This is a genomic window from Pantoea sp. X-Soil-ISGK-285 (genome assembly GCF_059730815.1).
The window spans coordinates 74,092-87,074 of sequence record NZ_AP035938.1; the positions used below are offsets into that span (position 1 = coordinate 74,092).

Annotated in this window: 7 protein-coding genes and 4 pseudogenes; all 11 read left to right on the forward strand. The window is 55.4% G+C overall.

All coding sequences use genetic code 11. The features are described from left to right. Positions 1-54 precede the first annotated feature (54 nt). A complete protein-coding gene (locus tag AC6I8B_RS00350; RefSeq protein WP_071998009.1) occupies positions 55-288 on the forward strand; it encodes a hypothetical protein in 234 nt (77 codons plus the stop codon). Further along, a complete protein-coding gene (locus AC6I8B_RS00355) occupies positions 251-1,201 on the forward strand; it encodes a hypothetical protein (RefSeq protein WP_157354081.1) in 951 nt (316 codons plus the stop codon). The genes AC6I8B_RS00350 and AC6I8B_RS00355 overlap by 38 nt, the downstream gene beginning before the upstream one ends. Further along, a complete protein-coding gene (locus AC6I8B_RS00360) occupies positions 1,198-1,464 on the forward strand; it encodes a hypothetical protein (RefSeq protein WP_052270955.1) in 267 nt (88 codons plus the stop codon). Before AC6I8B_RS00355 ends, AC6I8B_RS00360 begins: the two co-directional genes overlap by 4 nt. Positions 1,465-1,499: 35 nt before the next feature. After that, positions 1,500-6,329: pseudogene (locus AC6I8B_RS00365) on the forward strand (hemagglutinin repeat-containing protein); the annotation flags it as partial. Beyond that, on the forward strand, positions 6,319-6,561 hold the full coding sequence (locus AC6I8B_RS00370; RefSeq protein WP_033768452.1) for a hypothetical protein: 243 nt from the start codon (positions 6,319-6,321) through the stop codon (positions 6,559-6,561). The pseudogene AC6I8B_RS00365 and the gene AC6I8B_RS00370, both read left to right, overlap by 11 nt. Before the next feature lie 165 nt (positions 6,562-6,726). Then, positions 6,727-8,394 (forward strand): annotated as a pseudogene (locus AC6I8B_RS00375) (VENN motif pre-toxin domain-containing protein); the annotation flags it as partial. Between the two features lie 342 nt (positions 8,395-8,736). Further along, positions 8,737-9,012, forward strand: a pseudogene (locus AC6I8B_RS00380) (polymorphic toxin type 17 domain-containing protein); the annotation flags it as partial. A 5-nt stretch (positions 9,013-9,017) separates the two neighbouring features. Next, positions 9,018-9,233, forward strand: a complete 216-nt coding sequence (locus AC6I8B_RS00385; RefSeq protein WP_050482658.1) for an Imm31 family immunity protein — start codon at positions 9,018-9,020, stop codon at positions 9,231-9,233. 140 nt (positions 9,234-9,373) lie between these two features. Beyond that, complete coding sequence (locus tag AC6I8B_RS00390) at positions 9,374-10,819, forward strand: VENN motif pre-toxin domain-containing protein (protein ID WP_497817555.1); 1,446 nt, start codon at positions 9,374-9,376, stop codon at positions 10,817-10,819. Next, the gene (locus tag AC6I8B_RS00395; RefSeq protein WP_307515683.1) at positions 10,816-11,289 is read left to right on the forward strand and encodes a hypothetical protein; all 474 of its coding nucleotides are present in this window, start codon (positions 10,816-10,818) and stop codon (positions 11,287-11,289) included. The genes AC6I8B_RS00390 and AC6I8B_RS00395 overlap by 4 nt, the downstream gene beginning before the upstream one ends. 147 nt (positions 11,290-11,436) lie before the next feature. After that, positions 11,437-11,971: pseudogene (locus AC6I8B_RS00400) on the forward strand (VENN motif pre-toxin domain-containing protein); the annotation flags it as partial. Positions 11,972-12,983 lie beyond the last annotated feature (1,012 nt).

A 12,983-nucleotide genomic window follows, 5' to 3' on the forward strand; every position in this document is an offset into this window, starting at 1 on the left:
ATGGATAATTCGCCAGAATTTACACCCGGTTACATTTAGTGAAATGGAATTTTCATGAAAAGGATTTGTTTATCGCTCTGTCATCCGCCAGTGCGTCTGCTCGCCATGGTGGCAGGCGCGCTGCTCTGCTCTGCTTTCCCGGTGATGGCAGCCCCGCCAGCCGATAATCCCCGCGAAGAAGGCCAGGCGATTGAAACCGGGCAACAGTTGCGTCAGCAGATGCGTGAAAATAATTCTAAAAGGTGTTTAGATGAATGTCTCAAATATGGATATGCAGCAAAAACTTGAAGTTTCCATCACTAAGTCTGCAAAAATTCTGCCTGGTGATGTCGGCCAACAATTGTTGGCAATGCTGACCCCTCAAGCATTGGCCACAATGGCTGCAATAACTGGTTTATGGGCTGGTGCACACTTTTTTGGTATTGGTGAGTTAGCTGACCTCATTCTGATTGTGGCGGGTTGGGTTGCCGTAGGTGGTGTGGCTGTTGAGGCTTCAAAAAAGCTCTACGAATTCGGTAAGACAACATACAAAGCCAGAACTGAAAGTGATCTTGATGATGCGGCTGCCTATTTAGCTGCAGCCATTACCATGATTGGCGTAGATACTGTGATGGCGATTTTACTGAAAAAGAACCCTCGCGACGCCTTCAGGCATTCATACAGAAATATACGTATGCCTAAATACAGCGCATCAGTGGGCCGCGCAATGAATGGCCCCCGAAACACTTCTTCATCCTGGCGGTATCGCCCAAAAATCCGCTTTACTGATAGGCAAAATGCCGGGTTAGGTTCAACTAATTTATGGGGTGACATTACTATTGGCAGAGCCTACGACCGCACATTAAAAACAGCGGAACAAGCGGCTGAGGATGTTCTGGCGGCCATATATCATGAGCGGGTACATTCCTCCATTGCGCCAAAGTTTTATCTGCTTCGGGAGCTTAGAGCCTTTATGTATATTAGCTCCTACAACAGGTCATATATTTTACGGTATCTGGAAGAAGCATTTGCCGAGATGGTTGGGCTAATGAGAGCGAAAGGGATGTCAACACGTTATGTTATTGATGGTTTCAAATTTCCGTTAACCAATAACTATGAGATTACCTTTACCGCACTTCGACATGAAGCAGCTGGCGTGCTTCTTGGGCCGGTTGTTGTAGGCGGTGCTATGTACAATGTCTATTATGGAATTCAGCAATGATAAACCTAGAAGACGCTAAGAACGCCGCTCGTGACTATGCATCCCGACATAAAGTGGGATGGAGTGAGAAATTTACTTTCATTAAAACGGCTTTTTATGATGGTGTTGAATGCTATATCGTTGAGACTTCTAGCGAAGATGTAGAAAACAAGTCATGGATGGAGATTGAGACCTCTACTCCCGTAAATATTTACGTCGATATGAAAACTGGAAAATGTTTTGGGCATCAGTTTGGTAATAGGGGTTTTAACAAGGGTATTTAATATCCTCAATCATTGACCAGCTAATACCGTGTGGCCTGGCCTTCACCGTAGACGGCGTCGCCCGCCATGACGGCGACACAGAACTTACGACGGGTGATAACACATCGGGTCGCCCACTGTTACCGGCTGAACTGGCCCTGACGGCGCTACAACAGCTGGAGAAAGTCGCCACAACCATCCCCAATAATGGTCTGTTCAGCCAGCATACCGCGGCGGGCAGCCCGTATCTGATCGTGACTGACGAGCGTTTTACCAGCAAGAGCAAATTTATCAGCAGCGACTATCTGCTTGAACGGGTGGGTTACGACCCGTCACAGGTGCATAAACGCCTGGGCGACGGTTTTTATGAGCAGCGTCTGGTTCGCGAGCAGGTCCTGAAACTGACCGGCAGGCCTTCCGTTAACGGCTGGGATGCGATGGCGCAGTATCAGGAGCTAATGAACAACGGCTCTAAAGTGGCGCAGGATTTCCATCTGGTGCCGGGCGTGGCGTTGACGCCGCAGCAGATTGCGGCGCTGCAACAGGATATCGTCTGGCTGGTCAGCGAAACGGTTGATACGGCAGACGGCCCTCAGACGGTGTGGGTGCCGAAAGTTTATCTGGCTCAGACCACGCTGCGCCTGACTGGCGCGGGCGCGGTGATTGGCGGCGGTAACCTGCAGCTCTCAGCGGACAGCGTGACCAATGCCGGTAACCTCTTTGCGGATCAGGCGCTCTCCATCGACAGCGGGCAGTTTCAGCACCTGGGCGGCGACATTAAGGCGGGCAGCATTGATGTGAAGGCGGAGACGCTGAAGATCAGTACCGATCTGCAGAATGCCCTGCGTCAGGCGACGATGAGTGCTGAGGATATCAGCCTCAGCGGCAACGATATCCGGCTGCAGGGCGCGAAACTCAATGCCACCAATAACCTCAGCCTGAGCGCGCGCAACAACCTTGCGATCGGTGCCGCGAAAAGCAGTCACAGCGGCAGCCTGAACGTGATCTCCGGGGCGATGGGTAACCGCACCAGCAGCGGCATAGAAGAAGCGGGCAGGCGCATGGCGCAGGTCAGCGGCCAGTGGCAGCAGGCAAAGGGCAGCGAGCTTAACGCCGGTGGCAATCTTCTGCTCTCGGCCGGGCGTGATCTGACGCTGATCGGTAGCCAGGCCAGCGCCTCCGGCTCTGCCCGGGTTCAGGCTGGCGGCGACATTCACATCGGCGCTGAAACCACCACCAATACCACCCATCTTGAGGCTGGCAGCCGGACTTCATCGGTCAGCAACAGCCGCACGGAAGATCGCCTGGTGCTCAGCACCCTGAGCGGTGACCAGGGTGTGACGCTGGTGGCGGGTAATAACCTGCTGGCCGAAGGCGCGCAGGTTGACAGTACCCAGGGCCGCATCGGCGTCAGCGCGCAGAACGTCACCATTAAAGATGCGCGCGCCAGCCTGCTCGATCAGGACAGCGAAAACAAGCGTGAGGGTAATACCCGCACCCATCGTGAAGAAGAAAGCGTGCGCGAGAGCAGCACCGGTAGCACCTTCAGCGGGCAGCAGGGCGTAACAGTGATTGGGCGCGAGGGCGACGTCACCGTGACCGGCAGTACGCTTCACAGCGAACAGGGCGCGGTCGGGCTTCAGGCGAAACAGGACGTGGTGCTCAACACCGCCACCGAACGTGAGTCACTCTATAGTGAAGAACGCTCAGAGAATAAAGGCCTGCTGAACAAAAGTAGCAGTCACAGCGTGACGCGGGACGTTACCACCCGTGAGAACGGCAGCCTGCTGAGCGGCGAAAGCGTCGCGGTCATCGCCGGACGCGACCTGACGGTGACCGGCTCGGCGGTGGCTGCCGACCAGGACGTCAGTCTGCGGGCCGGGCGCGACGTGGAGATTGGCGCGGCAACCGAGACCGACAGCCACTACCAGCTGAAAGAAAAGAAAAAAAGCGGGCTGATGAGCAGCGGCGGCATCGGCTTCACCGTCGGCAAGCAGTCCACGCGGCACGAAATTGATGAGAAAGGCACCACCCAGAGCCAGAGCGTCAGCACCATCGGCAGCAGCCAGGGCAGCGTGGATATCACGGCGGGCAACCGGCTGCACGTCGGCGGCGCAGACCTGGTGGCAGGTCAGGACATGAACCTGACGGGCGACAGCGTAACTATCGACCCGGGCTTTGATTCACGCAGCCGTAAGGAAACCTTCGAGCAGAAACAGAGCGGTCTGCGCATCGCCCTGTCAGGCACGGCAGGCAGCGCGCTCAACACGGCAGTGAGCAGCGCGCAGCAGGCGAGGAAGTCGGGTGGCGGGCGTGTCAGCGCACTGCAGAACACCCAGGCGGCGCTGAACGGGGTGCAGGCGGCGCAGGCAGCTCAGATGGACGGGCTTAACACCGCCGCCGCGGACGCACACAATGCCGCCGGCGACCTGAAGCCGGGGCAGGACGGCTATCAGGCGGGCTCGACCAACACCATCGGCGTCAGCGCCTCGTACGGCAGTCAGTCGTCGAAAAGCGAAGCGCGTACTGAGAGCAGTCAGTCGAAGGGCAGCACGCTGACGGCGGGCCGGAATCTGACCGTCACGGCAACCGGCAAAAACGGTACGGCGCAGAGCGGCGACATCAGCATCACCGGCAGCCAGCTGAAGGCGGGCGGCGACCTGAGCCTGGATGCGTCGCGGGACATCCTGCTGCAGTCGGCGCAGAACACGCAGAGCACCGATGGGAAAAACAGCAGCAAGGGCGGCAGCGTCGGCGTAGGCATCGGCGTCGGGTCAGGCGGCTACGGCATCAGCGTGTCGGCGAGCGTCAACGCGGCGAAGGGCAGCGAAAAAGGCAACGGGCTGACGCACAGCGAGACCACGCTGGACGCGGGCAACCGGCTCAGCCTGACCAGCGGGCGCGACACGACGCTCACGGGCGCGCAGGCCAGCGGTGAGAGCGTGAAGGTGGACGCGGGCCGCAACCTGACGCTGACCTCGGAGCAGGACAGCGACCGCTACGACAGCAAACAGCAGAGCGCCAGCGCGGGCGGCAGCTTCACGTTCGGCTCAATGACCGGGTCGGCGAACGTGAACGTGAGCCGGGATAAGATGCACAGCACCTGGCAGAGCGTGGCGGAGCAGACCGGGATATTTGCCGGGAAGGGCGGCTTTGACGTCACGGTGGATGAGCACACGCAGCTGAACGGGGCGGTCATCAGCTCGACGGCCTCCGCCGATAAGAACCGGCTCGACACCGGCACGCTGGGCTTCGGCAATATTGAGAACCACGCGGAATATGAGGTGGAGCATCAGAGTGCGGGCATGAGCACGGGCGGCAGCGTGGGCGGTCAGTTCGCCGGGAACATGGCGAACGGCATGCTGGCGGGGCTGAACGACAGCGGCAGCGCGGACTCCACCACGAAGGCGGCGGTGAGTGAGGGCACCATCGTTATCCGCGATAAGGAACAGCAGACGCAGGACGTGGCGGACCTCAGCCGCGACGTGGCGAACGCGAATCCGGGGCTGGACGTCATCTTCGACAAGGAGAAGGAGCAGAACCGGCTGAAGGCGGCGCAGCTTATCGGGGAAATCGGGGCTCAGGCGGGGGATATCGCACGGACGCAGGGCGATATCATTGCGACGCGGGCCGCAAACGAGAAAATGTCCGGCGCCACGCAGACCGACCGCGACAGAGCGCTGGCTGAGCTGAAAGCAAAGGATCCGACGAAGCAGTACAGCGCAAGCGACGTCAATAAACAGGTTTACAGCAACTACTATAATCAGGCGTTCGCGGAGAGCGGGTTCGGCACCGGCGGTAAGGTGCAGCAGGCCATCAGCGCGGTGACAGCTGCGGTGCAGGGCCTGTCGGGTGGGAACGTGGCTCAGGCGTTGAGCGGCGCGGCAAGTCCGTATCTTGCTGAGCAGATACATAAGCTGACGGAAGGCAACCCGGAAGCGCAGGCGATGGCCCACGCGGTTGTTGGGGCGGTAGCGTCTTACGCATCCGGCAACTCAGCGCTGGCTGGTGCAGCCGGAGCGGTCAGCGGTGAGGTGATGGCGAAGCTGGTGATGAATCAGCTGTATCCGGGTAAAGCGGTCAGCGGCCTGACAGAAACGGAGAAGCAGACCATCAGCGCGCTGGGGACGCTGGCGGCGGGTCTTGCGGGCGGCGTTGTAGGTGACAGCGCCGCGGGTGCGGTGGCGGGTGCGCAGGCGGGACAGAACGCGGTTAATAACAACTTATTTGGTGGAACCGAAGCGGGACAGAAAAAGTTCGTGCAGAAGCAGGGTAAAGACGTGATGTCCTGTGCAGACGATCCTTCTTCAGTTAGCTGCCAGCGCGGCGAGGCGGTAAATAAAGCGATTGCGGGAGCGCTGGCAACTGGCGGCGTGGCATCTTTAACAGCTCCAGCGCAGGCAATGTGGGCACTGGGTGCAGGGGTTAATGCAGGCGCTCAGTACGCTGAAGATGGCACGGTGAACCCGGTTAACTCTGTTGTCGCTGGCTGGACAAACGTTATCACCATCGGAAATGGCCTGACCGGTACAGTGATCTGGAACGCTGTTGGAGGAGCCTTAACGAATCAAATCAATGGCGATGATCCGCTAACTGGTGCGATAACTAATGGTGCAGGATCGGCATTAGGTTATGGAGCCGGTAAATTGATCTCTTCAGGGACAAATGCCGCTGGTAAATGGATCACTGGTGGCTGGGATCCAAAGTTCAATCCTGACCTGCTGAAATATACCGAAGTCAAAGGACAACTGGGGATATCGAAGGAAATGCTTCCGAGCAAAGTCCCCAGCAGCATAGGTAATATCGGAGCTTCAATAATGTCAGAGGGAAGCGGGAAAGCAGCAGAGCAAGTGCTCAAAAAAATAGGAGATGGAAATGAAAAATGATCTTCTCAGAATTTTTCAATCCTTATTTATTTTAGCTGCCACTGTTTTGTTTATGATCGCTCTATCTGTTTGTGGAAAACTTTTTTTCTCGTTACTACTGTGGCTGCTTGGGGATGGGTTTAATTCCACCTGGCAAGATATTTTACATGGAGCAAAAATTGGACTTTATGGTGGAGGGATCGGAGGTATTGGCCTTGCATTACTTCACTTTTTTAAAGTAAAAGGTTTTTAACCTCAGCAAAGAGGATCTCGGCCACCAAGCCAGGATCTTTTTACCCACCAATCGCTCCTCAGCCACGGCTCGTCACAGGTGCATAAACGCCTGGGCGACGGTTTTTATGAGCAGCGTCTGGTACGCGAGCAGGTCCTGAAACTGATCGTCACCGGTAGCACGCTGCGCAGCGGACAGGGTGCTGTTGCGTTGCAGGCGAAATCAGGCGGCTACGGCATCAGCGTGTCGGCGAGCGTCAACGCGGCGAAGGGCAGCGAAAAAGGCAACGGGCTGACGCACAGCGAGACCACGCTGGACGCGGGCAACCGGCTCAGCCTGACCAGCGGGCGCGACACGACGCTCACGGGCGCGCAGGCCAGCGGTGAGAGCGTGAAGGTGGACGCGGGCCGCAACCTGACGCTGACCTCAGAGCAGGACAGCGACCGCTACGACAGCAAGCAGCAGAGCGCCAGCGCGGGCGGCAGCTTTACCTTCGGCTCAATGACCGGGTCGGCGAACGTGAACGTGAGCCGGGATAAGATGCACAGCAACTGGCAGAGCGTGGCGGAGCAGACCGGGATTTTTGCGGGCAAGGGCGGCTTTGACGTCACGGTGGGTGAGCACACGCAGCTGAACGGGGCGGTCATCAGCTCGACGGCCTCCGCCGATAAGAACCGGCTCGACACCGGCACGCTGGGCTTCGGCAATATTGAGAACCACGCGGAATATGAGGTGGAGCATCAGAGTGCGGGCATGAGCACGGGCGGCAGCGTGGGCGGTCAGTTCGCCGGGAACATGGCGAACGGCATGCTGGCGGGGCTGAACGACAGCGGCAGCGCGGACTCCACCACGAAGGCGGCGGTGAGTGAGGGCACCATCGTTATCCGCGATAAGGAACAGCAGACGCAGGACGTGGCGGACCTCAGCCGCGACGTGGCGAACGCGAATCCGGGGCTGGACGTCATCTTTGACAAGGAGAAGGAGCAGAACCGGCTGAAGGCGGCGCAGCTTATCGGGGAAATCGGGGCTCAGGCGGGAGATATCGCGCGGACGCAGGGCGAGATAGCGGGACTGAAGGCGCAGCGAGATCCGGCGGCGCTTCAGGCGGCGAGGGAAGAGCTGGCCGGAAAAGGGAAGCTGAACCCGACGGCAGATGAGATAGCGAAGCAGGCTTACGACACGGCGATGAAGCCGTTCGGCACGGGTTCGTCGCTGCAGCAGGGCATCAGCGCGGTGACGGCGGCGGTGCAGGGCCTGTCGGGCGGGAACGTGGCGCAGGCGGTGAGCGGCGCGTCGGCACCGTACCTGGCGGAAAAGATACATGAGCTGACCACGGACGCGAACGGTAAGGTAAATGTCCAGGCGAACCTGATGGCGCACGCGGTGCTGGGTGCGGTAACCTCGTATGCGTCGGGCAATGCGGCGCTGGCGGGTGCCTCGGGCGCGGTGATGGGCGAGTACATCGCGCAGCAGCTGTATCCGGGGGTTAAGCGTAATGACCTGTCTGAGGAGCAGCGGCAGACGATAAGTGCGCTGGGGACGCTGGCGGCGGGTCTGGCAGGCGGCGTGGTTGGTGACAGCACGGCGGATGCGGTGGCGGGGGCGCAGGCGGGTAAGAACGCGGTTGAAAATAATGCGCTGCACGCCGAAGGCGAGAAGCAGCGTCAGGATGCGAAGTGGTCGCTGCCGTATCTGGAAGCCGAAAAGAAACAGCAGGCTGAGAAGTTAATCAGTGACCTGAATGCGAAAGATAAGGCATTCGATGCAGCGTTAGACTCAGCCTGTAAAGGGCTTTCTTCAGCAGCCTGCCAGGGAATGCGGCAGGAACTGGCAGCGATGTCGAAGAGTTATGACCAGCAGCTCGACGGTCAGTATATCGGCACGATGGGCAGCGTTTATAAAGAAGGAAAAGGTCAGGTTGACGCGCTGATGTGGCAGTATGCCTCGGCGGATGCGAAAGCGGAGCGCGAAGCCAACGTTAACCGTATCGCTGAAAACTGGGGTGTGAGTAAGGAGACAGCAGACGGCCTCTATACCGCGATGGCTGGCGTTCATACCACGGCGGCGATTGGTGGCGCGGTTTATGGGATGAAGGGAAGTAGTTCGGCGCAGACAGGTAAGAATCCTGCTTATATAGAAGAGCCACCTTTCAATCCCTCAGGCACAGGCGGAGCTGCGCAACCGTGGTCGACTAAAGGTCGTATCAACTATGTTCAGCTACCGAATGAAGGTAAAATTCGTTATATACCGCCAGAGGGGTACTCTGCATCTCAACCTCTGCCAAGAGGCCCAAATAAAGGTTACATTGACAAGTTTGGGAATGAATGGGTTAAAGGCCCATCTCGTACAGCGGGCCAGGCATTTGAGTGGGATGTCCAGTTATCACGAACAGGTAAAGCTCAGTTAGGTTGGGCAACGCGAGATGGCTCTCACCTTAATATCTCCCTTGATGGAAAAGTTACGCATAAGTGAAAACTATGAAAATAGATTTTTATCAAGAAGTAGAAATTAAAGCGGATGCTAAAAATAGTAAGTACGCAAAATGCAAGGGAGTCGTTCTTGGAATCAGCGAGGAGGAGAATACTGTCTTTGGTTACTCTGTAGTAATTCATGGGAAAGAAAACACAGTGTACTTCGATAAAGATGATGTTTCCCCCACTGGTATTACCTTCAGTCGAGAAGACTTTTATTGATAAAAAGCCCGGCTATAATGGGCTGACTCCATAAAGTTGGACATCCAACAAGTAGGGGTTCACTTCATTAATAGCCGGTTTGTTTTATCAGCCCCTACGCAAAATGCCCGTCATCACGCTTAAACTTCGGCGCGTCACTGGTGCTGTGCATCGCACCAGGAAACTCCGTCAGCCACTGCGCCACCTTCTTCCGGTTGATGGGCACCACGCTTAAGCCCTCGACGCAGCCCCACAGTTCGCGGGTGGCGGGCCTGAAGGTGCAGAAAGATCCGGAAGCACTGGCGGCTGCGAGGGAAGAGCTGGTCAAAAAAGGGAAGCTGAACCCGACGGCAGATGAAATAGCGAAGCAGGCTTACGACACGGCGCAGAAACCGTTTGGGACCGGCGGTAAGGTGCAGCGTGCCATCAGCGCAGTGACGGCGGCAGTGCAGGGCCTGTCGGGCGGGAACGTGGCGCAGGCGATAAGCGGCGCGTCGGCACCGTACCTGGCGGAAAAGATACATGAACTGACCACGGATGCGAACGGTAAGGTAAATGTCCAGGCGAACCTGATGGCGCACGCGGTGCTGGGTGCGGTAACCTCGTACGCGGCGGGCAATGCTGCGCTGGCCGGAGCCTCGGGCGCGGTGATGGGCGAGTACATCGCGCAGCAGCTGTATCCGGGGGTTAAGCGCAGTGACCTGTCTGAGGAGCAGCGGCAGACGATAAGCGCGCTGGGTACGCTGGCAGCGGGTCTTGCGGGCGGTGTCGTGGGTGACAGCACGGCGGATGCGGTGGCGGGGGCTCAGGCGGGAAAAACGTCGCTGGAAAATAACGCACTGAGTGATATTGCGCAGGCGCAGTCTGAAGGTAAGACGCCGGAACAGAAGGCCGGTGAGTACGTTGAGGCGGAAAACGAACGCTATAAGAAGGCAAACTGCGGCGGCATGAGCGCCGAAGCCTGCTCGGTGAAGATGTATGAAGAGCGGCGTGAAGCGCTGAAAGATATGGCTTCGCTGGGTGCTGACTTCGTACCTGTTGTGGGTGATATCAAAAGCTTTGCGGAAGCTCAGTCGGCGCTTGATTACCTTGTGGCTGCAATCGGTATCATTCCTGGCGCGGGAGATGCGGCAGGCAAGGTCATCAGGGCAGCAGAAACGGCGCTGAAGAAAGGCGACGTGGCTGAAGCGTCGAAGCTGATTAATAAGGCCAGCGATGAAATATCAGGGCATTTACCGAGTTCTGGCCAAATATCTTTACCAAGCTCTGGAGTTGGATCTAATGCTGCATTCTCAGTTAACAATGCACAACTAGGTAAAAAGCTTGGAAAACACGTTGAAGATTTTGGTGGTAATGCATCGAACGCAGCAGATAGACAGCGTGTATTAGATATTATCAATGATATCGGTTCTCACCCGGATAAAGTTATTGCTGGAAAATTTGCGGGGCAAGGTACTGGAATCGGGGCCAGTCGTGGAGATGTATTTTTTAGGATCAAGGGTAATAATGTTGTTGTTACCAAACCAGATGGTAGCTTCGTCACTATCCTTAAAGATGGTATTAATAATACATCTGTAATAAATGCATTGAAGGGGGATCCGAAATGATTAATGTTGTGGGAGGATATCAAAAATGGGCTCGCAGTGTCGTTGGAAGAAAGCTTCTAAGGGTTAATGGGGTGATTTATTCGCTTGAAACTCATGATTTTAGTCACCCTCAGCAATTACAGCTTGTTTTTTCAGAAGTTGAAGAGATGGAGAGTTTTAAATGTGGAAGGGATGGCTCGACACTTGAATTAACAGACGTATCTCTCCAGGGAAATGATCTTGGCGAATATGGGAGAGAAACGGTCATTGATATTTCACACGTTTATCCGTTCGTTAATTATCTCGAAAAAAAACTTTTAAAAGTATTTTTAATTTTTTCTTCATTAGAGGATGCATTTATAGGTGTAAAGCTGGTTTTTGAAGGTGAATTAATCTTGTTCATTATGAATGTTGGAGATGAAATAAGTATGTTGGAATCTTTGTCGTCATCATATGAACAAGACGAAGGTATTAAATATCAACACTTATAAATTAGAACCTAGACCTCAATTAACCGACGTTTTCTTAACTTTAATGATCAGATTTTCGCGTACAGCAGGTTCGGAATGGGGCGTAAGGCGTAGTAGGCCATCAGCATCGGCATGAGTTCAGGCGGCTAATGCATCAGCGTGTCGACGAGCGTGAAGGTGGATGCGGGCCGCAACCTGACGCTGACCTCAGAGGAAGACAGCGACCGCTACGACAGTAAGCAGCAGAGCGCCAGCGCGGGCGGCAGCTTCACGTTCGGCTCGATGACCGGGGCGGCGAAGGTGAACGTTACCGGGGCTGTCGGGTGGGAACCTGGCGCAGGCGATAAGCGGCGCGTCGGCACCGTACCTGGCGGAAAAGATACATGAACTGACGACGGACGCGAACGGTAAGGTAAATGTCCAGGCGAACCTGATGGCGCACGCGGTGCTGGGTGCGGTAACCTCGTACGCGGCGGGCAATGCTGCGCTGGCCGGAGCCTCGGGCGCGGTGATGGGCGAGTACATCGCGCAGCAGCTGTATCCGGGGGTTAAGCGCAGTGACCTGTCTGAGGAGCAGCGGCAGACGATAAGCGCGCTGGGTACGCTGGCGGCGGGTCTTGCGGGCGGCGTTGTGGGTGACAGCACGGCGGATGCGGTGGCGGGGGCTCAGGCGGGTAAAAATGCGGTTGAGAATAATCATTTGCACACCGCAGAAGCCAGGGCGCTTGATAAAGAACTCTCGGACTGTAAAGCGTCGGGCGGTGACTGTCAGGCCGTAATTAACAAATATATTGATATCAGCAATAAAAACAGTAAAGAACTGGCGGAAGCCTGCACCGGAGGAGGTGTTGCCTGTGTAAGCTGGGAAGAACTGGTTCAGGCGGAAACTAACATTGCTCTGGATGCTGATAAACATCAGGTAAGGCTGGGTGATAAACTGAAAGATCCGGATGCAGCTGCGATAGTTAAATATCTTAACGGGTCTGATCTTAAATTCCTTAAGGATAATATCACGAAAAGTGATCGGTTTATGGATGTGGTAATGAACCCAACTTCCTGGCCGGTAGTGATAATGGGTGGGAAAGCAATTATTACGAATATTGTTAATAACAGCAAGGAGCAATTAATTGCTGTTGGAGTTGCTGGGGCTGCAAATGTAGGTATTCAATATGGCACGACAGGTGAGGTAAAACTGTCTGATGTAATTGGATCTGTAATTGTTGGTGGGATTACTGCGGGTAAAGGTTATAACCCAACGGTTACATGGAATGCAGCAGGTGGGTATTATCAGGCAGAAATAAGTGGAGATGATCCGATTATGGCTGCACTTATGAGTACTACTAGTTCTGGGGCAGGATATAAAGCAGGAAATATTTTAAAAGTACCTTTTGATAAGGTCTTCAATCCTGTGTCAAAGCAATATGAATGGGTGTCGAGCGGAGTTTGGACAATATCAAAACCGGTCCCTCAAAGCTCAGTGCCATCTGTGGCGGGTAATGTCGCAGACTCTCTCACATCAGGTTTACTTAATTCACCGAATGGCAATAATTCGGGAGAGAAAAAATGATCCGTATAACTAAATGGAAGTTAATAATTTTATTCATATACTCATGCACCACTATTCCTGTGTTTATGTTTTTATTGAGTCTATTTTTTCTATGGCAGCCGTCTCCAGTAGGGGAGGGGGTTTTTGCGGAGAAAAATTTAAATGTTGC

Coding starts and splice junctions, on each gene's coding strand:
- AC6I8B_RS00370 (WP_033768452.1), top strand. CDS start 6,319: ATGAAAAATGATCTTCTCAGAATTTTTCAATCCTTATTTATTTTAGCT.
- AC6I8B_RS00360 (WP_052270955.1), top strand. CDS start 1,198: ATGATAAACCTAGAAGACGCTAAGAACGCCGCTCGTGACTATGCATCC.
- AC6I8B_RS00395 (WP_307515683.1), top strand. CDS start 10,816: ATGATTAATGTTGTGGGAGGATATCAAAAATGGGCTCGCAGTGTCGTT.
- AC6I8B_RS00350 (WP_071998009.1), top strand. CDS start 55: ATGAAAAGGATTTGTTTATCGCTCTGTCATCCGCCAGTGCGTCTGCTC.
- AC6I8B_RS00385 (WP_050482658.1), top strand. CDS start 9,018: ATGAAAATAGATTTTTATCAAGAAGTAGAAATTAAAGCGGATGCTAAA.
- AC6I8B_RS00355 (WP_157354081.1), top strand. CDS start 251: ATGAATGTCTCAAATATGGATATGCAGCAAAAACTTGAAGTTTCCATC.